The following is a 26100-nucleotide window of genomic DNA, read 5'->3' as shown; positions in this document are numbered from 1 at the left end:
CAGTGAAAAAGCGGTTACGGCAGCAACGACGGCTGGTCCGCGCCTTCTTTTTCCACTTTCTGCACCAGCATATGCTCGCGCTTCATACCCAGCTTGAGCGCCAGAGCGGATGCCACATAGATAGAGGATGCCGTACCGATGGTGATACCGATCAGCATCGTCAGCGAGAACCCCTGTAGCATCGCGCCGCCGAACAGATACAACATCAGGATAACCACTAACGTCGTCCCCGACGTGATCAAGGTCCGGTGCAGCGTTTGGGTCAACGACACGTTGAAAATCTCGTAAGGCGTACCGCGGCGGATCTTGCGGAAGTTTTCACGAATACGGTCAGAAACCACGATGCTGTCGTTCAGCGAGTAGCCGATGACCGACATCAGCGACGCCACAATGGTCAGGTCGATTTCAACAGAGAACAGCGACAGCACGCCCATGGTGATGATAACGTCGTGCGCCAGCGCGATAACCACACCCGCAGCCAGACGCCATTCGAAACGAAAGCCGACGTAGACCAAAATACAGATTAACGCCGCCAGCAACGCCATGGCGCCGGTCTGCGCCAGATCCGCGCCCACGCTCGGCCCGACGAACTCGATGCGTTTAACCGCTGCATTCTGGCTGGTTGCTTCGTTGATCACGCTGACAACCTTGCTGCCCAGCACCTGACCGCCGGTTTCACCTTGAGCAGGCGGCATACGCACCATAATGTCGCGGCTGCTGCCGAAGTTCTGCACCAACGGATCGGCAAAGCCGGCTTTCTCCAGCGCCCCGCGCATCTGCTCCAGATCCACGGATTTTTCCAGCGAAATTTCGATAACCGTGCCGCCGGTAAAATCCAGCCCCCAGTTGAAGCCGCGCACGCCCATCACGACGATAGACAGCACCAGCAGCAAACCGGAGAAGCCGAAGGCCCAGTAGTCCCAGCGCATAAAGTCATAAACTTTACGGCCGTAATTCAATTGTTCAACAGTATATTCCTGTGCCACAACGCACTCCTCAGATAGACAGCTTTTTGATGCGTTTGCCGCCGTACAACAGGTTTACGATGGCACGGGTACCCACGATCGCAGTAAACATGGACGTCGCCACGCCGATACCGGTCGTAATCGCAAATCCTTTAATCGAGCCGGTACCGATCGCATACAGGATAATGACCTTAATCAGCGTCGTGACGTTCGCATCGAAGATGGAACTGAATGCGCCCCGGTAACCTTCGTCGATCGCCTGCTGAACGGAACGTCCGTTGCTTAGCTCTTCTTTGATACGCTCGTTAATCAGTACGTTGGCGTCCACCGCAACCGCAAGGGTTAACACGATACCCGCGATCCCCGGCATGGTCAGCGTGGCCCCCGGCAACAGCGACATAATGCCGACCACCAGCACCAGGTTCGACAGCAGAGCCGACGTCGCAATCATGCCGAACTTCTTGTAGAAGATGATCATGAACAGGATCGACACGGCCAGGCCAGCCAGACAGGCTTCCAGCCCCTGGGTAATATTCTGCATACCGAGGGTTGGGCCGATGGTGCGTTCTTCCACAATCTGAATCGGCGCAATCAGCGCGCCGGCACGCAGCAGCAGTGACAGTTGACGGGCTTCGTTCGGGTTGTTGATGCCGGTAATACGGAAGCTGTTGCCCAGACGGGACTGGATAGTGGCGACGTTAATCACCTCTTCCTGTTTTTCCAGAATCGCGCGGCCGTTGGCATCTTTCTTACCGCTGTCCTTATACTCCACGAACAGGGTCGCCATCGGTTTGCCGATGTTGTCCTTGGTGAAGTTGGACATCATGTTGCCGCCGGCGCTGTCCAGCGAGATATTTACCTGCGGACGGTTGTATTCATCGTTGCCGGAGGTGGAGTCGGTAATGTGGTCGCCGGTCAGAATCACGCGCTTGTACAGCGCCACCGGTCCGCCATCACGCATATTCATCACTTCGGTGTCGCCCGGCACGCGGCCGCTGCTCAGCGCGGCTGGATCGACATTGCTGTTGACCAGACGGAACTCCAGCGTAGCGGTCGCACCCAGAATTTCTTTGGCGCGCGCGGTGTCCTGAATCCCCGGCAGTTCCACCACGATGCGGTCGGCGCCCTGACGCTGCACCAGCGGTTCGGCTACGCCGAGCTGGTTGACGCGATTGCGCAGGATGTTGATGTTCTGCTGCACCGCATATTCGCGGGCTTCACGCAGACGGGCATCGCTCATGACCGCACGCAGCGTATCGCTGCCGCTGGCATTGATCACCAGATCGCGATGACGGGAGGTCAGGTAATTGACCGCGTCGTCACGCAGTTGGCCGTCGCGGAACAGAATGTCCACGCCATAATTGTCTGACTTGCGAACAGAAGCATACTGGATGCCTTTCTCGCGCAGATCGCTGCGCAGGGAATCCATCGTCTGCTCCTGCAGCTTGCCTAACGCGGTGTCCATATCCACTTCCATCAGGAAGTGCACGCCGCCACGCAGGTCAAGACCCAGTTTCATCGGTTCCGCCCCCAGCATTCTCAGCCAGGTAGGGGTAGCGGGCGCCAGGTTGAGCGCAACCACATACTTCTCGCCCAGCGCGGTCAGCAAAACTTCACGAGCGCGGAGCTGTACGTCCGGCGTGGAGAAGCGCGCGAGAATGGCACCGTTTTCCAGCGCAATAGACTTGCTGGCGACATTTTGTTCTTTCAAAACATTCTGGATCTGGACCAGCGTAGATTCACTGGCGGCGGTTCCTCGCGCGCCAGTGACCTGAATTGCCGGATCCTCACCATACAGGTTAGGAAGTGCGTAGAGCAGACCAATGACGATCGCCACGATCAGCATCAGGTACTTCCACAGAGGATAGCGGTTTAACACGGTAGTTCCCTTCGGGAAAGTCGAAAAATTACAGGGCCTTCATGGTACCCTTCGGCAGTACGGACGTCACGTAGTCACGCTTGATCACGACTTCGTTGGTATCGTTCAGGGCGATAGTGATAAATCCATTATCAGCCACTTTGGTCACACGACCCACCAGGCCGCCGTTGGTCAGCACTTCGTCGCCTTTGCTGATCGAATCCATCAACTTTTTGTGTTCCTTAGCACGTTTTTGCTGAGGGCGCAGGATCATGAAGTAAAAAATCAGACCGAACACGGCCAGCATAATCACCAGAGAGTACGGGCTTCCCTGAGCCGGAGCACCTGCGGTTGCTGCCACTGCGTCGGAAATGAAAAAACTCATTTAAATGTCCTCTTTAGTTATCAAAACAACAGTTATCAACACGAAAAGTTATCAAAACAAAAAATTATCAAGACGAAAAGTTATCTGTAAAACGTTCATGCCACGCAAACGTGCTTACTGCGGCGCATGACCTTCATGGTCATTTCCCGCCGCGTTGTCGACTAACGGCGGAACCGGTTTACCGATGCGCTGGTAAAACTCGGTCACAAAGCTCTCTAATCTACCGTCCTCGATAGCCTGACGTAAACCCGCCATCAGGCGCTGATAATAGCGCAGGTTGTGGATGGTATTGAGGCGCGCGCCAAGTATTTCGTTACAACGGTCCAGATGGTGCAAGTAGGCGCGGCTATAATTGCGACACGTGTAGCAATCACAGTGTTCATCCAGCGGTCCGGTGTCATCTTTGTGCTTGGCGTTACGAATCTTGACTACGCCGTCCGTGACGAACAGGTGGCCGTTACGGGCGTTGCGGGTCGGCATCACGCAATCAAACATGTCGATGCCGCGGCGTACCCCTTCCACCAAATCTTCCGGTTTACCCACCCCCATCAAATAGCGGGGTTTATCCGTCGGCAATTGCGGGCAGACATGCTCCAGAATGCGGTGCATATCGGCCTTCGGCTCGCCGACCGCAAGGCCGCCCACAGCGTAACCATCAAAGCCGATGTCCACCAGCCCTTTTACCGACACATCACGTAAATCTTCGTAAACACTACCCTGAACGATGCCGAACAGCGCGTTTTTGTTGCTTAATTCATCAAAACGCTGACGACTGCGCTTCGCCCAACGCAGCGACATTTCCATCGATCGCTTAGCGTAGTCCCAGTCAGCCGGGTAAGGGGTGCACTCATCGAAAATCATCACGATATCGGAACCGAGATCGTACTGAATTTCCATGGATTTTTCCGGGCTAAGGAAAATAGCGTCGCCGTTGATCGGGTTGCGGAAGTGCACGCCTTCCTCGGTGATCTTGCGGATATCCCCCAGGCTAAAGACCTGAAAACCACCGGAATCGGTCAGGATCGGACCATGCCACTGCATAAAATCATGCAGATCGCCGTGCCGTTTCATGATTTCCTGCCCCGGACGCAGCCACAGGTGGAAGGTGTTGCCCAGAATGATCTGAGCGCCGGTGTCTTTGACTTCTTCCGGCGTCATTCCTTTAACGGTGCCGTAGGTGCCGACCGGCATAAACGCCGGGGTTTCCACCATACCACGATCAAAAACCAGACGACCGCGACGCGCGCGGCCGTCCGTTTGCAACAGTTCGTACTTCACTTAGCCTCCAGCATCAGAAAACAGTCTGATGACGTTATTGATATACCCACAGAACCTGGCCTGCGGTATGAAACATGAAAATGAATCGACGGCGGACTACCCCACCAGTTCCTGTTCCGCCGACGGATTACGGGTGATGAACATCGCATCTCCGTAACTGAAAAAGCGGTATTGCTCAGCCACTGCCTGCCGGTAAGCGGTCATGGTGTGGCGGTAACCGGCGAATGCGGAAACCAGCATAATCAGCGTCGATTCCGGCAGGTGGAAATTGGTCACCAGCGCATCCACCACCCGGTAGTGATAACCGGGATAGATAAAGATACGGGTATCGCCGAAAAACGGCGCGATAGCCTCCCCGGTACTAGCCTGAGCCGCGCTTTCCAGCGAACGTACCGAGGTAGTGCCGACCGCAATAACGCGATTGCCTCGCGCTTTGCAGGTCAGCACCGCATCCACCACCGCCTGCGGCACCTCGGCATACTCGGCGTGCATGATGTGATCTTCGATGGACTCCACCCGCACCGGCTGGAACGTGCCGGCGCCGACATGCAGGGTAACGAAGGCCATTTCCACGCCTTTTTCTTTCAGCGCAGCCAGCAGCGGCTCGTCGAAATGCAAACCGGCGGTCGGCGCCGCCACCGCGCCGGGGCGCTGGCTATACACCGTCTGGTACAATTCGCGGTCCGCCGCCTCATCGGGGCGGTCAATATAGGGTGGCAGCGGCATATGCCCGATGTCATTGAGAATGGTCAGCACATCGCGCGTATCGTCAAAGCGGATTTCGAACAGCGCGTCATGGCGTTCCAGCATGGTGGCTTTCACGCTTTCATCTTCGCCGAGCAGCAGTTCGGTGCCGGGCTTCGGCGCCTTGGATGCGCGCACATGCGCCAGCACACGCTGGTCATCCAGCATTCGTTCCACCAGCACTTCCAGCTTGCCGCCGCTGGCCTTACGTCCGAACAGGCGCGCCGGAATCACCCGGGTATTGTTGAACACCAGCAGATCGCCCGGCTGTAATTTATCGAGCAGATCGGTAAAGACGCCGTGCGTGAGCGCGCCTGTGGGGCCATCCAGCGACAACAGACGGCAACCGCTGCGTTTTGCCTGCGGATAACGGGCAATCAGAGACTCAGGCAATTCAAACGAAAAATCGGCAACACGCATGACCATTCACTTAATTTTCGGCACAGTGGAACAAAAGAAGCGGCCTAGTCTAGAGCCCGTCGGGACCGGCTGCAAGAAATAAGCGGGACAGAGCGTCGCCTTCCTCTATACTTGCCGCATTGATTACGCCTCTTCACCTTTCAGGGACCGCTCCGACGCCATGAATTTTCTCGCGCACCTGCATCTCGCCACGCTGGCGCAAAGCTCGCTGACCGGAAACCTGATGGCGGATTTCGTACGCGGCAACCCCGACAGTCTGTACCCACCCAAAATCGTCGCCGGTATCCGTCTGCACCGTCGCGTCGATGTGTTGACCGACAGCCTGCCGGAAGTGCGTACCGCCTGCCGCCATTTCAGCGCCGACTATCGCCGGGTCGCGCCGATCGCGCTGGATGTGCTGTGGGACCACTTTCTGGCGCGCAACTGGCCGGAGCTGGAACCGGCGATACCGTTGACGCGCTTCGTCGCCGACGCGGAACAGCAGATCGCGCCCCATCTGGCCGACAGCCCGGAGCGCTTTCGAAACCTTAACCATTATCTGTGGCCGGAACGCTGGCTGGAACGCTACGCCGAACTGCCGTTTATCGCCGACGTGCTGCACCGCATGTCGGTACGCCGGCCGAAGCTGGCGGCGCTTTCCGGCTCATTCAGCGATATTGAGCATCACTACCATCAATTTGAAACATTATTCTGGCAGTTCTATCCTCGTATGATGCATCTGGCAAAAACAGGTCAGCTTGATGGCCCGGCTGACGCCGCACGGTAAAATGAGGAACAGCTCGCCAGGCTGTTCATCTGTCAGTGAAAAGAATTATCAATTGATTCGATAGACAAAAGCTATCTTATTGATTGGTCGCTTTCGCTTTATTCACCGGCAGGCTGTACCTATACTTACGGCGTTTATTACATTCACCTATCATTAACAGCTATTTACAGGAGTAATTATGGTCCTGGTAACTCGTCCTGCCCCCGACTTCACTGCCGCTGCCGTACTGGGAAGTGGGGAAATCGTTGAGAATTTCAATCTGAAAAAGCACATCAACGGTAAACCGGCTGTGATCTTCTTCTGGCCGATGGACTTCACCTTCGTATGCCCGTCCGAGCTGATCGCGTTCGATCACCGCTACGAAGAGTTCAAGAAGCGTGGCGTTGAAGTGGTTGGTGTGTCTTTTGACTCCGAATTCGTGCACAACGCCTGGCGTAAAACCCCGGTCGAAAACGGCGGTATCGGCGAAGTGAAATACGCGATGGTCGCTGACGTTAAACGCGAAATCCAGAAAGCCTACGGTATCGAACACCCGGAAGCCGGCGTGGCGCTGCGTGGTTCTTTCCTGATCGACAAAAACGGCATCGTGCGTCACCAGGTGGTGAACGATCTGCCGCTGGGTCGTAACATCGATGAAATGGTGCGTATGGTTGACGCGCTGCAGTTCCACGAAGAGCACGGCGAAGTATGCCCGGCTCAGTGGGAAAAAGGCAAAGCGGGTATGGGCGCGTCTCCGGACGGCGTTGCAAAATACCTGAAGGAAAACGCCAACAACCTGTAATCGGCGTATTCGATATCAGTAATCAGCCAGCGGCTTCGTCCGCTGGCTTTTTTGTCTATAGAAAACCCCCAGCTAGGCTGGGGGTTCCGTAAAGCTTCCAGCTTTGAGCCAGTTATCAAAACCCCTTTTGATTTGTTAAAACACCTTGCGGTCTGGCAACTGCAAAAGTTCAACAAGAAATCAAAAGGGGGTCCCAATGGGGGACGAAAAGAGCTTAGCGCACACCCGATGGAACTGTAAATATCACATAGTTTTTGCGCCAAAATACCGAAGACAGGCGTTCTACGGAGAGAAACGCCTGGCGATAGGCAGCATTTTAAGAAAGCTGTGTGAGTGGAAAAACGTACGTATTCTGGAAGCGGAATGCTGCGCAGATCATATCCATATGCTTGTGGAAATCCCGCCCAAAATGAGCGTATCCGGCTTTATGGGATATCTGAAAGGGAAAAGCAGTCTGATGCTTTATGAGCAGTTTGGAGATCTGAAATTCAAATACAGGAACAGGGAGTTCTGGTGCCGGGGATATTACGTAGATACGGTAGGGAAAAACACGGCGAAGATACAGGAATACATAAAGCACCAGCTTGAAGAGGATAAAATGGGAGAGCAGTTGTCGATCCCTTATCCGGGTAGCCCGTTTACGGGCCGTAAGTAACGAAGTTTGATGCAAATGTCAGATCGTATGCGCCTGTTAGGGCGCGGCTGGTAACAGAGCCTTATAGGCGCATCTGAAAAACCTCCGGCTATGCCGGAGGATATTTATTATGCCCGCCATCCGGCGGCGGGCAATGCAGGTCAGTACGCTCAGCTACCGCGCCGGCGAAGCGCGTAACTCGCCAGCAGCAGTGCAATCCACACCATGCCGGCGTACAGCGCAATGCGGGTATCCGGGAAGTAGCCAATCAGGCCGATGATAAACACCAGGAACACGATGCCGACCACCGCGGTCGCTGCGCCGCCCGGCAACGGAAACGCCAGCGCTTTGGCCTGCTCGCGGCTCAGTTTGCGGCGAAAGGCAATCTGCGAGCACAGAATCATGATCCACACCCAGACGGTGGCGAAGGTCGCCAGCGAGGCGATCACCAGAAACACCTTCTCCGGCATGATGTAGTTGAGGTACACCGCCACCAGCAGCGCCAGCACCATCACCACCACCGTGACCCAGGGCGTGCCGCGCCGCGACAGGCGGCTGAACACCTGCGGCGCATGCCCCTGCTCCGCCATGCCGTGCAGCATGCGGCCGACGCCGAACACGTCGCTGTTGATGGCGGAGAGCGAAGCAGTAATCACCACGAAATTAAGGATACCGGCCGCCGCCGTGATGCCCATGTGCTGGAAGGTCAGTACGAACGGGCTGCCGCTGGTCCCTACCTGATTCCACGGATAAATCGACATGATCACGAACAGGGTGCCGACATAGAACACCAGAATACGCCAGGGCACCGAGTTGATGGCGCGCGGAATGGATTTATGCGGCTCTTTGGCTTCGCCGGCGGTGATCCCGATAATCTCCACGCCGCCATAGGCAAACATCACCATCTGCAACGACAGAATCATCCCCATCACGCCGTTGCTGAAGAAACCGCCGTTGGTCCACAAATTATGGATGCCGGTAGGCTCGCCGCCGTTGCCGATCCCCCAGACGATGATGCCGATCCCGGCCACGATCATCACCACAATGGTGGCGACCTTGAAGAACGACAGCCAGAACTCCAGCTCGCCGAACACTTTAACGTTCATCAGGTTGATGGCGCCGATGATCAGCACCACGCTCAACACCCAGATCCAATGCGGCACCGCCGGAAACCAGACGCCCATATAGATGCCGAAGGCGGTAACGTCGGCAATCGCCACAATCAGCATTTCAAAGCAGTAGGTCCAGCCGGTGATGTAACCGGCCAGCGGGCCGAGGTAATCGCGAGCGTAGCGGGAAAAGGAACTGGCCTGCGGGTTGTTGACGGACATCTCGCCCAGCGCACGCATAATGATATAGGCGAACACGCCGCCAATCAGATACGCCAGCAACACGCTGGGGCCCGCCATCTGGATAGCGCTGGCCGAACCATAAAACAGCCCGGTGCCGATGGCTGAGCCCAGCGCGATAAAACGAATATGCCGCGTACTTAAGCCGCGCTTGAGTCTGGATTGTTGTTCCATAGGTTTGGATTGTTGTTCCATAAATGAGCAACCCTGTCTTTACAAACGAAAAAACCACAGGCAAACGCCTGTGGTGAAAAACATCAGTCAAACCGTACTCAGGAATGTGCGGTAACTTCCTGACGACCGGTGATGCGGTCATAAATCGCCACCACCAGCAGAATGATCAGCGACGGCGGCAGCCAGGCCAGCCCTTGCTCGCTCATCGGCAGGCTCTGCATCCAGCCCGGCAGCAACGGCTGAAAAGCGGACGACTTGATGCCGTCAACCAGACCGAACAGCAGACTGACCAGCATCACCGGCGCGATGACGTGGGTGCTGTTATTCCACCAGCGGCGGGTGAAACTCAACAGCACCAGAACGATACACGGCGGATAGATGGCGGTCAGCACCGGCACCGACAGCTGAATCAGGTGACTCAGCCCCAGATTGGACACCACCATCGAGAACAGCCCCAGCACAAATACCAGCGCACGGTAGGACAACGGCAGGTACTGAGCAAAAAATTCGGCGCAGGCGCAGGTCAACCCTACCGCGGTCACCATACAGGCGATAAAAATCAGCAACGCCAGGAAGCTGCTGCCCATATTACCGAAGGTGTATTGCACATAAGCGTGCAGGATCTCGGCGCCATTCTGCGCGTTCGGCACCAGCGAACCGCTGAAAGAACCGAGGTGGAACAGGCTCAGGTACACCAACGTCAGCCCCAGACCGGCGATCAACCCAGCCAGAATGGTGTAGCGGGTCAACAGCGCCGCATCGGTGATGCCGCGTGAACGAGCGGCGTTGACAATCACAATGCCGAATACCATCGCGCCCAGCGTGTCCATGGTCAGGTAGCCGTTGACGAAACCGCTGGAAAACGGCACCTGCTGGTACGCTTCGGCGGTCGGCGCCGGCGAGCCGGCCGGCCATAGCAATGCCGCGATGCCCAGCACGGTCAGCGCGATGATTTTCACCGGCGCCAGAATATGCCCAACGGTATCCAGCAAACGGCCGGGATAGAGCGAAATCGCGATCACAATGGCGAAGTAAATCAGGCTGTAAATCAACAGCGGCGACGCGCCTTCGCCCACCAGCGGCGCGATCCCGACTTCGAACGATACCGTAGCGGTACGCGGCGTGGCGAACAGCGGCCCGACCGCCAGATAGCAGACCGTCGCCAGCAGTACGCCGGCTTTTTTGCCGATCGGGCTGCTCAGCGTATCAATACCGCCGCCCACGCGGGCCAACGCTATCACCGTCAGCACCGGCAGGCCCACCGCGGTAATCAGGAAACCGAGCGCGGCGATCCACACGTGCTCACCAGCCTGCTGACCGACCATCGGCGGGAAAATGATGTTTCCGGCGCCGACAAACAGAGCAAAGGTCATGAAGCCCAATGCCACGATATCTTTGGAAGTTAAACGATGACTCATATGTATGTTGTTGTTGCCTGTAAAAATGTTGTTGTCTGTAAAAAACGGTGTTGCCGGCAGAAACCGGGCGCTAAAGCGGCGCACGCGAAAAGCGAGACGTCCGTGCGATGTGCAGGATTATGGATGTGAGATTTTATTGCACAGCGTTAATGGGGGCTAAGTAAAACGTTTATAGCAATAAAAGGCAATACGCGATCGGTAAACCAGAACATTAATCTGATATTTTGTAAAAAAATAGCATCTCAGTTTATCTTTTCACGGGCAGGCTATACATGATTTGTGCATTAAAACAGTTTGTAGCGCGATAAATCAGCTCAAAATTACGACAACGAGCAATAATTATCCATATTAAAAACTTATAGAAATAAAAAACGCCGGTAATACGCGCCGGCGTTATAAAAAAGCATATTGGTTTGCAGCGCCGGTGATTACCAGACGCGTTTGGCGATATCCACCACCAGCTTCAGTTTGTCCCACTGCTGCGCTTCCGACAGCGTGTTGCCCTCTTCGGTAGAAGCAAAGCCGCACTGCGGGCTTAAGCACAGCTGGTCCAGCGCAATATATTGCGTCGCTTCGGCAATGCGCTTCTGCACGTCGTCCGCATTTTCCAGCGTCCCGGTCTTGGTGGTAATCAGGCCCAGCACCACCTTCTGGTGACCCGGCTTGATGAAACGCAACGGTTCGAACCCGCCCGCCCGTTCGGTATCATATTCGAGGAAGAACGCATCCACTTTCACTTCGCCAAACAGGGTTTCCGCCACCGGCTCATAGCCGCCTTCGGAAATCCAGGTGGAACGGAAGTTGCCGCGGCAAACATGCAGGCCCACCACCAGATCGGCCGGTTTGCCTTCCAGCGCCTTGTTCAGCACCTGCGCATAGGTACGACGCAGATAATCCGGATCATCACCGCGTTCGCGGATTTGGCGCTTCTGGTCTTCGGAGCACAGATACGCCCACACCGTATCGTCCAGTTGCAGATAACGGCAGCCCGCGTCATAGAACGCATGGATGGCATCACGCCAGGTCTGCGCCAGATCGTCGAAGTAGTCGGCCAGATCCGGATAAACGGTACTGTCGATTACGCTACGGCCGCCGCGGAAATGCAGCACGCTCGGGCTGGGGATGGTCATTTTGGCTACGGCGTCGCCGGCCACGCTTTTGAGGAAACGGAAATCGTCCAGCATCGGGTGCTGCGGATTAAAGCTGACCTTGCCGGTCACTTTTACACCGCGGGCTTTAGTCTGCACGCCGTTGAACTGGATGCCCTGCTCCGCTTCATAACGTTCCACGCCGTTCAGGTTGTCAAAGAAGTCGAAGTGCCACCAGGCGCGACGAAACTCGCCGTCGGTCACCAGTTGCAGACCCGCCGCGCGCTGCAATTCCACCGCACGCTGAATTTCCTGATCTTCGACGCGGCGCAACGCTGCCGCATCAATCTCACCGGCCTGAAACTGCAAACGCGCCTGCTTGATGGCAGCCGGACGCAACAAACTGCCGACCACATCGGCACGGAACGGAGGAAGGGCTTGTGTCATGTTTAGCTCCTGCACTTCAGCTGACGCGAAACGGATCGGTTTCAGTCAGTCGATTTTTAGATGAATTGATTTTTAGAGGAAATAGTTACGCCGCTGAACTTTATAGCCATCCAGACGGCTAGACATGGAGCTATCCTGTCATGAGTTTTTCTCAGCGACAATGGAAGAATTTTCACATCACGTGAAATAAATTCATCTTAGGCATCAGTTTATTGCAGGATCACCCATCGACGACGAAACGGCATCGCCAAGCCCAAGCAGTTGTCTGGCCTGCTCGCGCGCCATTTCCGGCAGCGGCAGGTAACCATCCTGGCTGACCAGCGCCTGCCCCGGCGCCGACAGTACCCGCTCCAGAAACGCGGCGGTCAGCGGTTCCAGCGGTTTACCAGGCATTTTATTGACGTAGATGTAGAGATAGCGGGTATAGGGATAACGCCCGCTGCGGATGGTGTCGGCGGTCGGCAGCACGTAATCGTCTTTGTCGCTGGCCGCCAGCGGCAGTACCCGTACCCCGCTGGCGCGAAAGCCGATGCTGGCGTAACCGATGGCGTTGACCGACGCCGCCACCGCCTGCACTACCGAGGCTGAACCGGGCAATTCGTTGACCTGCGGCAGGAAATCGCCGCCGCACAGCGCCTGTTGTTTGAAGAAGCCATAGGTGCCGGAGGCTGAATTGCGCCCATAACGCAGTAGCGATCGTTGTCGCCAGACGCCGTTCAGCCCCAGTTCCTGCCAGCGTTGCACCGTTTTTCCAGCGCCGCAGCGGCGCGTCACGGAAAAGATGGCGTCAAGCTGGCGCACCGTCAGCCCGGTAATCGGGTTATCCTGATTGACCAGCACCACCAGCGCGTCCAACGCCACCGGCACCGCCGTCGGCGCGTACCCGTAATGCTGCTCGAACGCTTCGATTTCGCTGCTCTTCATCGGCCGGCTCATCGGCCCCAGCTGCGCCGCCCCTGCCGCCAGCGCCGTCGGCGCCGACGACGAGCCGGCCGCCTGAATCTGCAGGTTAACGCCGGGGTAATGCTGGCTGAAATCCGCCGCCCAGAAGGTCATCAGGTTCGCCAGCGTGTCGGAGCCGGCGCTGGACAGGTTACCCGCCAGCATCGCCTGCGGCGCAGCGGCGGCGGCCTGACCGAACAGGCACAACAGCAAGGCAAGCAGGCGGCGGGTGGGTATCATGTGCGGTTTCCATCGGGGTGAAAGACAAGAGCACGCTATTTTCGGCACAGCGGCGGAGACAATCAAGCCCCGCCGCCGTCATTACAGCTGTGGATTCGCGGCGTTCTGACTCAGCACCGAGCGGACTATCAGCCGGTTCGGCAACGTGAACATGAAGCGGGAGCCGGCGCCCTCTTCGCTGAGGATCTCCAGCCGGGAGTCGTGGTGGCTGAGCGCATGCTTGACGATCGCCAGCCCTAGCCCGCTGCCGCCGGTCTGGCGCGAACGGGCCTTGTCGACGCGATAAAAACGCTCGGTCAGGCGGGGAAGATGTTCGGCGGCGATGCCCGGGCCGTTATCGCTGACCTGGAACTGCGCGCCCTGCGGCGTCTGCTGCCAGCATACCTCAATGCGGGTACCCTGCGGCGTATGGTTGACGGCGTTATACACCAGATTCGACACCGCGCTGCGCAACTGCTCTTCGTTGCCGAACACCTGCAGTTGCTCGTTGACGCGAAACACAATCTCGTGACGTCCCTGACTCAGGGTATCGGCTTCACGCTTGAGCACCCGCAGCATCAGCGGGATATCCACCTTCTCGTTGAGATCGATGGCGGCAGCGGCTTCGATGCGCGACAGCGTCAGCAATTGCCGCACCAACCCGTCCATGCGGCGGGTTTGCTCCTGCATGGTGTGCAGCGCCTTGGACTGCAACGCGCCATCCAGCGATTCGTCGTTCATCATCTCCAGATAGCCCTGCAACACCGTCAACGGCGTGCGCAGCTCGTGGCTGACGTTGGCGAAGAAGTTGCGGCGCGCGCCTTCCAGTTGGTGCATCTGGGTCACATCGCGGGCCACCATCAGCAGTTGTCCTTCCGAGTAGGGCATCACCCGGAATTCCACGTGGTGGGAATTTTTCAGCATCAGCGTCAGCGGGCGGCTGAAGTCCTGCTGTTGCATGTACTGAGTGAACTCCGGGTAACGCAGCAGGTTGAGGATGTTCTGACCGTTGTCTTCCGGCCAGCGAAAGCTGAGCAGGTGCTGAGCCAGCCGGTTACACCAGATGATGACGCCCTCTTCGGTGGTGATGACCACCGCATCCGGCAACGATTCCGCCCCGCTGCGAAAGCGTTTAATCAGCAGCGCCAGCTCGCGCCGACGGCGGCGGTTGCGCAGTTGCATCTGATAGAGGCCGTAAAACAGCGGCTCCCAGCTCCAGCGGCCGGGCGGCGGGGTCATGCTGCGGTCAACCCACAGCCAGTAGGACAGGCGCAGCTGGTTATAGAAGTTCCAGCACAGCGCCGCCAGTACCGACGCCAGCAGAAACCAGGGCAGATAGCCGATAATCAGCCCCAGCAGCAGACCGGGCAAACAAAAAAAGCCAGCTCCAGCGCCAGCTTTTTCCAGGACAAACGTTCTAGCACGTCAGATTTTCTCCGGGACTCACGCTATCAATAACGTGTTGAGAAACGGTATCCAGTTCCCCGAACGGTCTGAACCATCTTGTCGTGTCCGCTGGTTTCCAGCGCCTTGCGCAGGCGGCGGATATGGACATCCACAGTGCGATCCTCAACATAAACGTTAGTGCCCCATACGTGATTCAGCAACTGCTCACGACTATATACCCGTTCCGGGTGCGTCATAAAGAAATGCAGCAGCTTGAACTCCGTCGGCCCCATATCCAGCGCGTGTTCTTCCGTGGTCACCCGATGCGAAGAGGGATCCAGACTCAACCCGCGCATTTCAATCACTTCCTCAACCGCCATCGGCGAAATCCGGCGCATCACCGCCTTGATGCGCGCCACCAGTTCTTTGGGCGAAAACGGTTTGGTGATGTAATCGTCGGCGCCGACTTCAAGACCACGCACGCGATCTTCTTCTTCACCACGCGCCGTCAGCATCATGACCGGAATATCACGGGTCAGCGCTTCGCGTTTCATGTGCTTGATAAACTGCAAACCGGACCCGCCGGGCAGCATCCAGTCCAGCAGCACCAGTTCAGGATAAGGTTCGGCCAGCCGGGTAACGGCGCTGTCGTAATCCTCAGCCTCAACCGGCTGATAACCGTTCTGTTCCAGCACGAAGCACACCATCTCGCGAATCGGCGCTTCATCTTCCACCACCAAAATACGTCTTGCCATATCAATCCTGCCGTTAATCGTCACGGTTAGCGTGCGGTGTGCATTATGCGTCAGTTTTATGACAGATTTATGAAAAATGGCGCCCCGGACTACGGTACGTTTCCGCCCTGACAGCCGCAGCCCCCTGCCGCTGCCGAAGACCGCCGGTACGCTTAATTTCTCACATTACCTGTCCGCGACGACACAGCCAAATACTCCCGGGTAGCCGGGGCCATACAGATATTATGGGACATGCCCTAAACTGCACGCCTATAATCGCCGATGATAAAGACGCGGTGTTTCGCCATGACGAACAAGCGCCTTGCCTCACTGACCGCCATTGTCCGCAAGCACCGCCAAAACAACATATCGTTTGCACTCACCTGCAGGGAGTCTCATGCGAATTATTCACACGTCTGACTGGCATCTTGGTCAGTACTTTTATACCCGGAGCCGTGCGCCTGAGCATCAGGCATTTTTACACTGGCTGGTTCAGCAGGTTGAGCAGTATCAGGCCGATGCAGTAATAGTAGCAGGCGATGTGTTCGACAACGGCGCGCCGCCCAGTTATGCCCGTGAAATGTATAACCATTTTGTGGTGGCGTTGCAGCGCACCGGCTGCCAGTTGGTGGTGATGGGCGGCAACCATGATTCGGTCGCCACCCTGAATGAATCACGCGCGCTGCTGGCCTGCCTGAATACCCGGGTGGTCGCCGGTTTTGACGGCGATATCCACGAACAGGTGCTGGTGCTGAACAACCGCGCAGGCGAGCCCGGCGCGCTGCTGTGCGCCGTTCCTTTTTTGCGTCCGCGCGACGTGCTCACCAGCCAGGCCGGCCAGTCCGGCGCGCAAAAACAGCAGGCGTTGCAGGATGCCATCACCCATCATTATCAGCGCTGTTACCAGCTCGCCTGCGAGCAGCGTGAAGCGCTGGGTCGCGAACTGCCGATTGTGCTGACCGGCCACCTCACCACGGTGGGCGTCGCCACGTCCGATTCGGTGCGCGATATCTATATCGGCACGCTGGACGCGTTCCCGGCGCAGGCCTTCCCCCCGGCGGACTACATCGCGCTCGGCCATATTCATCGCCCGCAGCGGGTGGCGCAATGCGAACACATCCGGTACAGCGGCTCGCCGATCCCGCTGAGTTTTGACGAACTGAATCATGAGAAATCGGTGTATCTGGTGCATTTCGAGCAGGGAAAACTGCAGGAGGTCACCGCGCTGACCGTGCCGACCGAACAACCGATGCAACTGGTGAAAGGCAATCTGCCGGAGATCGAACGCCGGCTGGCCGGATTCCGCGACTATCACGGCGACAAACCGGTGTGGCTGGACATTGAAATCGCCACCCAGGATTACCTGAGCGACATTCAGCAGCACATTCAGGCGCTGACCGAACCGCTGAACGTGGAAGTGCTGTTGCTGCGCCGGGCGCGGGAACAGCAGCAACAAATGCTGGTGCAACTGGAAAAGGAAACGCTGGAGGAACTGCAACCCGCCGAGGTGTTTGCCCGACGGCTGGCGCTGGAGAGCGATCTGGACGAGGCGCGCCAGCAGCGCCTGAAAGGGTTGTTCGACCGGGTCATTCAGGAGATTGACGAGCAGCGACGGGAGGCGTCCGCATGAAAATTCTTAGCCTGCGATTGAAAAACCTCAACTCGCTGCAGGGTGAGTGGAAAATCGATTTCACCCGCGAGCCGTTCGCCAGCAACAGTCTGTTCGCCATCACCGGCCCTACCGGCGCGGGTAAAACCACGCTGCTGGACGCCATCTGCCTCGCGCTGTACCACCAGACGCCGCGTCTGAAGGTCGGCCCCAGCCAGAACGAGCTGATGACGCGCCACACCGCCGAATGTCTGGCGGAAGTGGAATTCGAGGTGAAGAATGTCGCCTACCGCGCCTTCTGGAGCCAGCGGCGCGCCCATAACAGCCCGGAAGGCAATCTGCAGCCGCCCAAGGTGGAACTGGCGTTGTGCGCCGACGGCAAAATCCTCACCGACAAGGTGAACGACAAGCTGACGATGATCGCCGATATCACCGGGCTGGATTTCGATCGTTTCACCAAATCGATGATGCTGTCCCAGGGGCAGTTCGCCGCCTTCCTGAACGCCGATGCCAATCAGCGGGCCGAACTGCTTGAAGAGCTGACCGGCACCGACATTTACGGCCAGATCTCGGAGCGGGTATTCGAGAAACACAAAGACGCCCAGAGCAAGCTGGAAACCCTGCGGGCGCAGGTCACTACGCTGGAACTGCTGAGCGACGAACAGCGTCAGGCGCTGGAGCAGCAGTTGGAAGCCATCCGCCAGCAGGAACAATCGCTGTCATTGCACCGGGAAGAGGTGTTGGGGCATCAACGCTGGTACGACACGCTGCTGCAGCTCCAGCAGGCGCAACAACAGGCCCAGCAGCAGCGTGCCGCACAGGAACAATTGCAGCAACAGTCACAATCGCAGTTGGATAAGCTGCAGCGCAGCGAACCGGCGGAAAAACTGCGTCCGCGCTTTGATGAACGCGAACGCGCGCTACGGGAAAAACAGCGCCTGACCCAGCAGTTGAATAGCGTCCGCCAGCAGATCAGCCGCCAGCAGGATGCGCTCAATCTGTTGAAAATCCAGCTGGAAAAAGCGCAGGCCGCCCGACAGCAGCACGCCGAGTATCGCCAGCAGCAGGAAACCTTGATCAATGAACGTATCCTGCCGCTCGACCACCACATCGCCACCCAGCAGGCCCAGCGCGCCCAGCAACAGCAGGCGCTGGATAACCTGCTGGAGCAGCAGAAAACGCTGATCGCCAGCCTGACCAGACTACAACGCCAGCAGGAACAAACACGGCAACGGCTGGAAGACATCGAAAACTATCGCCGGCAGCATAGCCGCCATCAGCATTTGGGCAGCCATATTCCGCTATGGCAGGCGCAATTTCCCCAGCAGCAGAAATGGCAGCAGGACTTGCAGGTGCTGCAGGAAAAAGCGGCGCAGCAGCAGATTCAGGCGGAATACCTTGACCAGCAGCGCGCCTCGCTCGCCGAAAAACATCAGGCGCAGCAAAGCGCCTGCGAGCGAGCGAGCCAACTGCTGACCGAGCACTTGCAGCAGGATGAACAGCTGGAAGCGGAGCAACCGCTGGCGGACCTACGCCAGCAACTGGCCCGGCTCATGGCCGAACGGCCGGATCGCCAGCAACTGGCCACCAGCGCCGCCGTGCTACAGCAGTTGATTAGCCAGCGCACCCTGCTGGAAGCGCAACAGCTGGACACCCAACGCCGCATTCAGGCGCTGGAAGATCAACAGACCCAGCAGCGTCAGGACTATCAGCGTCAGGCCGACCATCTGGCCGACCTCGACAAACGTCACGAACTGGAGCTGCGCATCGTCAGTCTGGAACGCGAGCGCCAGCAACTGCAACCGGGCAAAGAGTGCCCGCTGTGCGGCTCCCCGCATCATCCGGCGGTGGAACGCTATCAGGCGCTGCGCCCTTCGGAAACCCAGCTCCGGCTGCATGCGCTGCGTCAGGAAGTGGAGGCGCTGAAAGCCAGCGTGGTGCAGACTGAAACCCAGCTTCAGTTGCAAAAACAGCACCGCCTGCAGCAGCAAAACGCGCTCGACGGCGTCCGACGCGATTACGAGTCGCTGCAGTTACAGTGCAAATCAGTCAGTGAACGCTTACTTGTTGATTTCGATCCGCTGCAACTGCCGGCCCTGCATCAGTGGATTGAAGAATCCAACGTGCAGGAGCAGTCGCTGCAAGCGCAGATCGCCAGTCGTGAGCGTAATCAGCGCCATATTCAGGAAAGTAAGGATTTACTCACCTCGGCGCAGCAACTGCTGGCGCAAACCGTACAGCAACTGGAGCTGAACACCCAGCAACAGTCGTCGCTGCACGCCTCGCGGGAAGAACTGCGGCTGTTGCTGGAAAAAACCGAACGCGAGTTGCAACGCCTGCACGACAGCCTCAGCCAGACGCTGGAAACGTTCGAACTGACGGCGCCTACGCTGGCGCAGCAGGAAGACTGGCTGCGTCAGCGCCAGACGGAATGGCTGCGCTGGCAGGAAAACGAACACGAACAGCATCAGTGCCAGCCGCAACTCGCCGCGCTGGAAGCGGAAATCATCGCCAGCCAGCAGCGGCAGGAAGAAACCGACGCCGCCATCAAAACCTATCAGCAGCAACTGGCCGACACCCAGCGCACGCTGGAACAGGCGCAGCAACAGCGCTGGCAATTGATGGGCAATCAGGCGGTGAATGAGGTGCTGAAGCAATTGCGGCAGGTCAGCCAGACGCTGGAGCTGGAAAGCCAGCAGGCGCAGCAGCAGTGGCAACAGGGCCAGTCGTTGCACAGCCGCCTGAACGGGGAAATCGGCAGTCTGGAGCAGCAAAACCAGCATGCCGAAACCGCATTGCAGCAGCTTCAGACCGGATTTGCGGAAGAGCTGACCGCCGCCGGGTTCGACGATGAAGCCGCCTTCCGCCATGCCTTGCTGGCCGAGGCCGAGCGCCATCATCTCCTCACGCTAAAAGAGCGGCTCAACCAGCGTCAGCAGCAGGTGGATGCGTTGCAGCAGCAGGCGGACAGCGCGCTGGAGCAACACATGACGACCCGGCCGGAATCGATGCCGGAAGGCATTAGCGACCATGACATCCGTCAGTTGCTTTCCGGCCTTGGGGACATGGTGAAAGCCGAAGCCGCACATCAGGGTGAACTGCGCCAGCAGCTTGCCAGCGATCAGCAACGCCGCGACAAACAGCGCCAGTTGCTGGAAGCCATCGCCCGCGGTCAGCAACAGTGCGACGACTGGGGCTACCTCAATCAGTTGATTGGCTCGCAGAAAGGCGACAAATTCCGCCGCTTCGCGCAGGGGCTGACGCTGGATCATCTGGTGTTTCTGGCCAACCGCCAGCTGTCGCGTCTGCATGGGCGCTATCTGCTGCAGCGCAAGGCATCCGACACGCTGGAATTACAGGTGGCCGATACCTGGCAGGCCGACGCGGTACGCGATACCCGCACGCTGTCCGGCGGCGAAAGTTTTCTGGTCAGCCTGGCGCTGGCGCTGGCGCTATCCGATCTGGTCAGCACCAAAACCCGCATCGACTCGCTGTTCCTCGACGAAGGTTTTGGCACGCTGGACGGCGAGACGCTGGATACCGCGCTGGACGTACTGGATAACCTGAATGCTTCCGGCAAGAGCATCGGCGTCATCAGCCATGTAGAAGCGATGAAAGATCGTATCCAGGTGCAAATCCGGGTCAGAAAGCGCAACGGTCTGGGCGTCAGCCAGCTCGACAGCGCGTATGCGGTGAAATAAATTCAGCGGGGACGCATCTGGCGTCCCCGCTGGACGTTTACCGCGCTTGCGGCCACAACCAGGCGGCGCCGCGCACGCCGCTGGAGTCGCCGTGCATCGCCTGTCGAACCGGCGTATCGCACTCGCCGCCGAACACCCACTGTTTCAGCAAACCGGGCACGGTGTCATACAGCCGTTTGACATTACTCATGCCGCCGCCCAACACAATCACATCCGGGTCCAGCAGATTGACGATATGCGCCAGCGATTTGGCCAACCGCCGCTCATAGCGTTGCAATGCCTGTTCCGCCAGCGCATCGCCCCGCCCGGCCAGATCAATAATTTCATGGCCCTGACGCGTCTGGCCGCTCAGGCGCTGATAATCCATGCCAAAGCCGGTGCCGGAAATAAACGTCTCGATGCACCCCGTGCGGCCGCAATAGCAAGGCATCGACTGCTGGTCGCGCCATTCGTCGGCATCCATCCACGGCAGCGGATTATGCCCCCACTCGCCCGCCACGCCGTTGCGCCCGATGTGCGCCTGCCCATTCAAGGCGATGCCGGCGCCGCAACCGGTGCCGATAATCACCGCAAACACCTTGCCGGCGCCAGCCGCCGCGCCATCCACCGCTTCGGATACCGCAAAGCAGTTGGCGTCGTTCGCCACCCGTACCGGCCGGCCTAACAGCTGCGCCAGATCCTGATCCAGCGGCTGCTGATTCAGCCACACCGAATTGGCGTTTTTGACCCGGCCGGTCACCGGCGACAGCGTGCCGGGAATACCGACGCCCACGCTGCCGCGCTGTCCGGTGGCCTGCTCCGCCATGCCAACCAGATCGGCGATAACCTGCAGGGTTTGACGATAATCGTGGCGCGGCGTCGCCACCCGGTGGCGGAATGCCTCGCTCCCCTCATCCGTCAGCGCAATGACCTCGGTTTTGGTGCCGCCCAAATCAATACCTATTCGCACGTTGTCTCCTGTTTATCCACCGAACTCGCGTATTCCTGATGATGACATTATCGTACCGTCCCTCACCACAATTCGTTATCATGCCCGCTGCGAATAACCCCTGCGTCCTGATACTCGCCCCGCGTTATCACGTGGAGCCGCGCCAGCGACGCGCCAGTCTGGGAAGAAAAATGCTGTGGTTTAAAAATTTGATGATTTATCGCCTGAGCCGCGATATCAGCCTCTCTGCGGACGCCATGGAGACACAGCTGGCCTCCTTCGCCTTTACCCCCTGCGGCAGTCAGGATCTGACCAAAACCGGCTGGGTCTCGCCGATGGGGCCGCACGGCGATGCCCTGACCCACGTGGTCAACGGTCAGATACTGATCTGCGCCCGCAAAGAAGAGAAGATCCTGCCTGCGCCGGTCATTAAGCAGGCGCTGCTGGCCCGGATCGACAAGCTGGAAGGCGAACAGCACCGCAAACTGAAGAAAACCGAGAAGGACGCGCTGAAAGACGACGTGCTGCACAGCCTGCTGCCCCGTGCGTTCAGCCGTTTTAGCCAGATTTCGCTGTGGATCGACACCGTCAATCACCTGATCATGGTGGATGCCGCCAGCGCCAAGAAAGCCGAGGATACGCTGGCGCTGTTGCGTAAAACGTTGGGGTCGCTGCCGGTGGTGCCGTTAACCATGGAAAACCCGATCGAGCTGACGTTGACCGAATGGGTACGTTCCGGCCAGACGCCAGCCGGTTTTACGCTGCAGGATGAAGCCGAACTGAAAGCGGTGCTGGAAGACGGCGGCGTCATTCGCTGCAAGAAACAGGAGCTGGTCAGCGACGAAATCGCCACCCACATCGAAGCGGGCAAAGTGGTGACCAAACTGGCGCTGGACTGGCAGGAACGCATCCAACTGGTGCTGGCGGACGACGGTTCGCTCAAGCGTCTGAAATTCGCCGATACCCTGCGCGAGCAGAACGACGATATCGACCGGGAAGACGTGGCTCAGCGGTTTGACGCCGACTTTACGCTGATGACCGGCGAAGTGGCGGCATTGATCGCCAACCTGACGGAAGCGTTGGGTGGCGAGGCGCAGCGGTAATCACACCAGCCGCAACAGGGCACCAGATAAGCTGGTTCCCTGTTGATTGCCGACAAAACTTCTTACAGGTAATGGTTTTTTGTGGCGTCAAAACTGCGCTGAGGTGGGCGACTTCGCCGGGTGAGCGACAGGACGTCGCGAAAGCCCGTGCCGCGCCGGACAAAAACGTCGGGAACGTTTTTGAACAGCGTTTACGCTGGCCCGAAGGGCGAGCCCCAGGGATGGGGCGAGTAACCGCGTCACGGGCGGCCCGAACAGCGAAGTCGAACGCCGAAGGTAGCGCGCAGCGCCGCAGTTTAGCCCTCAGCCAGTGGTCAAGGAGAGGCGGCGTCTGAGCCTCTCCTTGTCGTGCGTGCGATGAAATGGCAAGGAAACTCCACCGTTTATCTCGCACGAAATCACTCACAGGTCGGACAAACATCACCATTCGCAAAACATCCGGCTCGCCCGATAACCCGGCACCCTGTCGTGTTACAGCTTAAAGTGACTGATCGAAGAGTGCAGTTCTTCCGACTGCGATTGCAACGAGGCGAAAGCGGATGCCGCTTCCTGCACCATCGCCGCGTTCTGCTGCACCATTGAATCCAGCTGCGCCACCGCTTTGTTGATTTCCTGAATCCCGCGCATCTGTTCTCCTGACGCATGGGTGATTTCCGACATCACCGTACTCACGGAAGACACGCCGCCGACAATTTCGGTCATGGTGTTGCCGGCCTGACGCACCTGCCGCGAACCGGTATTCACGCTCTCTACAGTAGACTCGATCAGCGCCTTGATCTCTTTCGCCGCCTGCGCGCTACGCTGCGCCAGCGAACGCACCTCGCCAGCCACTACCGCAAAACCGCGCCCTTGTTCGCCGGCGCGGGCGGCTTCCACCGCCGCGTTCAGCGCCAGGATATTGGTCTGGAAGGCAATACCGTCGATCACGCCGATAATATCGCCGATCTTACCGGAAGCCACCTCGATTTCCTGCATGGTGTCGACAACCTCGGCCACCACTTTACCGCCGACGCTGGCATCGTTCGCCAGCGAGCGGGTACGATCGTTCACCTGCTGGGCGGAACCGGCCGACTGGGTAACGGTGGCGGAAATCTGCTCCAGCGCGGCGGCGGTTTGCTGCAGGCTGGCCGCCGCCGCTTCGGTGCGGGACGCCAGATCGTTGTTGCCGGTCGCCACTTCGTCGGTCGCGGTTTGCAGCGATGCGCTGATGTCGCGAATCTGCAGCATGATCATGCTGAGTTTGTCGACAAAGGTGTTGAACGAGCGGGCAATCTGCGCCACTTCATCATGACCGTCGTCCGGCAGACGCAGGGTCAGGTCGTTGGTGCCGTGGCTGATGTCGTCCATCGCATCGCGAATCTGCAGCAGACGTTTGAGCGAGGCGTTGATCAACAGCCCCACCACCACCGAACCCAGAATGCTGATGATCACCAGCGCGATCACCGACGTCCACAGCAGCGAACCCATACCGGCGGTGGCTTCAGCCTTGTCCAACGCGACCAGCACATACCAGTCGGTGCCGACCACCGGCTGAGTTCTTACCAGCATGTCGCGCCCGCTGATGTTCAACTGCACCGGGCGGTCGGATTTCAGCACCTGTCCCAGATTCACCTGCGGGGCGATTTCGGTCAGTTTTTTCAACGTCAGTTTGGCGTCCGGATGGGCGATGATGGTGCCATCGGCCTGAATCAGAATGCCGTAGCTGGCGGGCGTAGGATGGATGGCTTTGACGTTGGCGATGACGCTGTCCATGGTCACGTCGCTGCCCAGCACGCCCTTAACGCTGCCGCCGTCCAGCACCGGCGCCACAAACGACACCACAATGGTATTGGTCGCCATATCCAGATACGGCGCGGTCGCGATGGCTTTACCTTCTCTCACCGCCTGCTGGTACCAGGGGCGGACGGTAGGGTCATAATTGGCCGGAATGCCGCCGGGATCGGCAAATTTGGCGGTGTGGTTGGCGTACCCCATATACACGTTGATGAAGCTGCCCGCCGTCGTCATCTGTTTGAACACCGGAATCGGATCATCGTTGGTCAGCACCACGCTATTGAGCGACGTAATGATTTGTTTTTTAGCGGCTACCCAGTCGCTGATGGCCAGGCTGTGGCCAGCGGTCACGGCGGTAAGCAGGTTATTGATGGATTCATCGTTATATTTATCAGTCACCCGGTAATTCAAAAAAGTGTTAATTACCAGGGCAACCACAATGATAGCCGTGCACACGGCCAGAATACGAGCGCGAGTAGTTTTAAGCATAGTGACCACGTAATTATTGAAATGCTTTTTTTTAGATAACCACAACGATCGCCTCATCAGTTACGAGGCATTCCATTCGAGAAAGTGAAACTGTTTGTCAGAAGTATCTCCTCTCAATTACGCGGACTAACGACACCGCAACCAACAGGAAGGCCCTCTCACAGGAAAATACAATGGCCGCTATCAGATTTACAGATTTATCTGAAATTTTTCATATAAGAAAATAATATGAATTTTGCAATTAATAACAAATCAACAATATAGCCAAATATATATTTTCAAATCACTATCGTTTCGATGGGTAATTACCAAACGTCATTATCACTATACCCAAAATAATTCGAGTTGCAGGAAGGCGGCAAGTGAGTGAATCCCGATGAGCTTACTCAGGTAAGTGATTCGGGTGAATGAGCGCAGCCAACACACCTGCAACTTGAAGTATGACGGGTATATAAAATGGAATAGCAAAACGTTTCTACAATCATATGGCGGCAGGATGACAAACAGATGGCACTGCGGCATGGATAAGCCGGGAGCGTAACTTAATATCAGAAACGACATATCAGAAAACGGCTGCCGATATCACCGACAGCCGATTATCACGAAAGGAAAAGATGACCGAAATCAGAGATAACGGCACAGATAGGACGATGGTTCGGACACCTTCAGCTTGAATTCGCTTTTTTCCGGCACGTTGAAGACCGCACCGGCTTCAAACAGTTGCCATTCCTGCTCGCCCGGCAGCAGCACGTTCAGCGCGCCGCTGACTACCGTCATTTCTTCCGCCTGCCCGGTGCCAAAGGTATATTCGCCGGCTTCCATCACCCCGACGCTGGCGCGGCCGATGCGGCTGCCGTCAAAACCGATGGATTTTACTTTCCCTTCAAAATACTCATTTACATTCAGCAT

20 protein-coding genes are annotated in these 26100 nt (G+C 57.7%); 6 read left to right on the top strand and 14 right to left on the bottom strand.

Translation table 11 applies throughout. The features are described from left to right. Positions 1-14 precede the first annotated feature (14 nt). The 5 genes from secF to queA form a co-directional block, all read right to left on the bottom strand. Positions 15-986: a protein translocase subunit SecF gene (gene secF, locus DXXMK7_RS05200; protein WP_038918160.1), complete on the bottom strand. Its 972-nt coding sequence runs from the start codon at positions 984-986 to the stop codon at positions 15-17. A gap of 10 nt (positions 987-996) precedes the next feature. Beyond that, a complete protein-coding gene (gene secD, locus DXXMK7_RS05195) occupies positions 997-2844 on the bottom strand; it encodes a protein translocase subunit SecD (RefSeq protein WP_071605171.1) in 1848 nt (615 codons plus the stop codon). 28 nt (positions 2845-2872) lie between these two features. Next, positions 2873-3208, bottom strand: a complete 336-nt coding sequence (yajC, locus tag DXXMK7_RS05190; protein WP_012770768.1) for a preprotein translocase subunit YajC — start codon at positions 3206-3208, stop codon at positions 2873-2875. Between the two features lie 114 nt (positions 3209-3322). Further along, entirely contained in the window at positions 3323-4486 is a 1164-nt protein-coding gene (gene tgt, locus DXXMK7_RS05185; protein ID WP_038918156.1) for a tRNA guanosine(34) transglycosylase Tgt, read from the bottom strand. Positions 4487-4582: 96 nt separating this feature from the next. After that, entirely contained in the window at positions 4583-5650 is a 1068-nt protein-coding gene (queA, locus tag DXXMK7_RS05180; RefSeq protein ID WP_038920840.1) for a tRNA preQ1(34) S-adenosylmethionine ribosyltransferase-isomerase QueA, read from the bottom strand. Positions 5651-5810: 160 nt separating this feature from the next. On the opposite strand from queA, the gene DXXMK7_RS05175 reads away from it, so the two are divergent. The 3 genes from DXXMK7_RS05175 (at position 5811) to tnpA (ending at position 7852) form a co-directional block, all read left to right on the top strand. Then, complete coding sequence (locus tag DXXMK7_RS05175; RefSeq protein WP_038918154.1) at positions 5811-6416, top strand: ACP phosphodiesterase; 606 nt, start codon at positions 5811-5813, stop codon at positions 6414-6416. Between the two features lie 178 nt (positions 6417-6594). Continuing rightward, a complete protein-coding gene (locus DXXMK7_RS05170) occupies positions 6595-7197 on the top strand; it encodes a peroxiredoxin C (RefSeq protein ID WP_038661321.1) in 603 nt (200 codons plus the stop codon). A gap of 196 nt (positions 7198-7393) precedes the next feature. Further along, entirely contained in the window at positions 7394-7852 is a 459-nt protein-coding gene (tnpA, locus tag DXXMK7_RS05165) for an IS200/IS605 family transposase (RefSeq protein ID WP_038918153.1), read from the top strand. Between the two features lie 149 nt (positions 7853-8001). Here tnpA and proY read toward each other — a convergent pair whose 3' ends face one another. The 6 genes from proY to phoB form a co-directional block, all read right to left on the bottom strand. Then, positions 8002-9354 (bottom strand): proline-specific permease ProY, encoded by a 1353-nt coding sequence (gene proY, locus DXXMK7_RS05160; RefSeq protein WP_038920839.1) that lies wholly within the window; start codon positions 9352-9354, stop codon positions 8002-8004. 98 nt (positions 9355-9452) lie between these two features. Next, entirely contained in the window at positions 9453-10772 is a 1320-nt protein-coding gene (gene brnQ / locus DXXMK7_RS05155) for a branched-chain amino acid transport system II carrier protein (protein WP_038918152.1), read from the bottom strand. Positions 10773-11200: 428 nt separating this feature from the next. Beyond that, positions 11201-12307, bottom strand: coding sequence for a cobalamin-independent methionine synthase II family protein (locus tag DXXMK7_RS05150; protein ID WP_038918151.1), 1107 nt, complete (start codon positions 12305-12307; stop codon positions 11201-11203). A 204-nt stretch (positions 12308-12511) separates the two neighbouring features. After that, on the bottom strand, positions 12512-13489 hold the full coding sequence (locus DXXMK7_RS05145; RefSeq protein ID WP_038918150.1) for a PstS family phosphate ABC transporter substrate-binding protein: 978 nt from the start codon (positions 13487-13489) through the stop codon (positions 12512-12514). An 81-nt stretch (positions 13490-13570) separates the two neighbouring features. Continuing rightward, positions 13571-14839 (bottom strand): phosphate regulon sensor histidine kinase PhoR, encoded by a 1269-nt coding sequence (gene phoR / locus DXXMK7_RS05140; protein ID WP_371206721.1) that lies wholly within the window; start codon positions 14837-14839, stop codon positions 13571-13573. Positions 14840-14919: 80 nt separating this feature from the next. Then, on the bottom strand, positions 14920-15609 hold the full coding sequence (gene phoB / locus DXXMK7_RS05135) for a phosphate response regulator transcription factor PhoB (RefSeq protein WP_012770778.1): 690 nt from the start codon (positions 15607-15609) through the stop codon (positions 14920-14922). Between the two features lie 376 nt (positions 15610-15985). Here phoB and sbcD point away from each other — a divergent pair, with 376 nt between their 5' ends. After that, the gene (gene sbcD / locus DXXMK7_RS05130; protein WP_038918149.1) at positions 15986-17218 is read left to right on the top strand and encodes an exonuclease subunit SbcD; all 1233 of its coding nucleotides are present in this window, start codon (positions 15986-15988) and stop codon (positions 17216-17218) included. After that, positions 17215-20898 (top strand): AAA family ATPase, encoded by a 3684-nt coding sequence (locus DXXMK7_RS05125; protein ID WP_038918148.1) that lies wholly within the window; start codon positions 17215-17217, stop codon positions 20896-20898. The genes sbcD and DXXMK7_RS05125 overlap by 4 nt, the downstream gene beginning before the upstream one ends. A gap of 37 nt (positions 20899-20935) precedes the next feature. Here the strand turns inward: DXXMK7_RS05125 and mak are convergent, their stop codons facing one another. Then, positions 20936-21847, bottom strand: a complete 912-nt coding sequence (mak, locus tag DXXMK7_RS05120) for a fructokinase (protein ID WP_038918146.1) — start codon at positions 21845-21847, stop codon at positions 20936-20938. A 170-nt stretch (positions 21848-22017) separates the two neighbouring features. Here mak and rdgC point away from each other — a divergent pair, with 170 nt between their 5' ends. Next, the gene (gene rdgC, locus DXXMK7_RS05115) at positions 22018-22929 is read left to right on the top strand and encodes a recombination-associated protein RdgC (protein ID WP_038918145.1); all 912 of its coding nucleotides are present in this window, start codon (positions 22018-22020) and stop codon (positions 22927-22929) included. Positions 22930-23400: 471 nt separating this feature from the next. Here rdgC and DXXMK7_RS05110 read toward each other — a convergent pair whose 3' ends face one another. Next, the gene (locus DXXMK7_RS05110) at positions 23401-25191 is read right to left on the bottom strand and encodes a methyl-accepting chemotaxis protein (protein ID WP_038920838.1); all 1791 of its coding nucleotides are present in this window, start codon (positions 25189-25191) and stop codon (positions 23401-23403) included. Positions 25192-25815: 624 nt separating this feature from the next. Further along, on the bottom strand, positions 25816-26100 hold the full coding sequence (gene ppnP / locus DXXMK7_RS05105; protein ID WP_038918144.1) for a pyrimidine/purine nucleoside phosphorylase: 285 nt from the start codon (positions 26098-26100) through the stop codon (positions 25816-25818).

The organism is Dickeya sp. MK7 (assembly GCF_000406305.1).
Lineage (GTDB): Bacteria > Pseudomonadota > Gammaproteobacteria > Enterobacterales > Enterobacteriaceae > Dickeya > Dickeya fangzhongdai.
Note: the sequence above shows the minus strand (reverse complement) of the source record. Positions and strands in the feature narration are given on the sequence as shown.

Bases quoted from the DNA above. Each gene is read 5' to 3' on its own strand.
- DXXMK7_RS05125 (WP_038918148.1), top strand. From the start codon at position 17,215: ATGAAAATTCTTAGCCTGCGATTGAAAAACCTCAACTCGCTGCAGGGT.
- DXXMK7_RS05145 (WP_038918150.1), bottom strand. From the start codon at position 13,489: ATGATACCCACCCGCCGCCTGCTTGCCTTGCTGTTGTGCCTGTTCGGT.
- DXXMK7_RS05110 (WP_038920838.1), bottom strand. From the start codon at position 25,191: ATGCTTAAAACTACTCGCGCTCGTATTCTGGCCGTGTGCACGGCTATC.
- yajC (WP_012770768.1), bottom strand. From the start codon at position 3,208: ATGAGTTTTTTCATTTCCGACGCAGTGGCAGCAACCGCAGGTGCTCCG.
- rdgC (WP_038918145.1), top strand. From the start codon at position 22,018: ATGCTGTGGTTTAAAAATTTGATGATTTATCGCCTGAGCCGCGATATC.
- DXXMK7_RS05175 (WP_038918154.1), top strand. From the start codon at position 5,811: ATGAATTTTCTCGCGCACCTGCATCTCGCCACGCTGGCGCAAAGCTCG.
- DXXMK7_RS05150 (WP_038918151.1), bottom strand. From the start codon at position 12,307: ATGACACAAGCCCTTCCTCCGTTCCGTGCCGATGTGGTCGGCAGTTTG.
- DXXMK7_RS05170 (WP_038661321.1), top strand. From the start codon at position 6,595: ATGGTCCTGGTAACTCGTCCTGCCCCCGACTTCACTGCCGCTGCCGTA.
- proY (WP_038920839.1), bottom strand. From the start codon at position 9,354: ATGGAACAACAATCCAGACTCAAGCGCGGCTTAAGTACGCGGCATATT.
- tnpA (WP_038918153.1), top strand. From the start codon at position 7,394: ATGGGGGACGAAAAGAGCTTAGCGCACACCCGATGGAACTGTAAATAT.
- sbcD (WP_038918149.1), top strand. From the start codon at position 15,986: ATGCGAATTATTCACACGTCTGACTGGCATCTTGGTCAGTACTTTTAT.
- phoB (WP_012770778.1), bottom strand. From the start codon at position 15,609: ATGGCAAGACGTATTTTGGTGGTGGAAGATGAAGCGCCGATTCGCGAG.
- queA (WP_038920840.1), bottom strand. From the start codon at position 5,650: ATGCGTGTTGCCGATTTTTCGTTTGAATTGCCTGAGTCTCTGATTGCC.
- ppnP (WP_038918144.1), bottom strand. From the start codon at position 26,100: ATGCTGAATGTAAATGAGTATTTTGAAGGGAAAGTAAAATCCATCGGT.
- brnQ (WP_038918152.1), bottom strand. From the start codon at position 10,772: ATGAGTCATCGTTTAACTTCCAAAGATATCGTGGCATTGGGCTTCATG.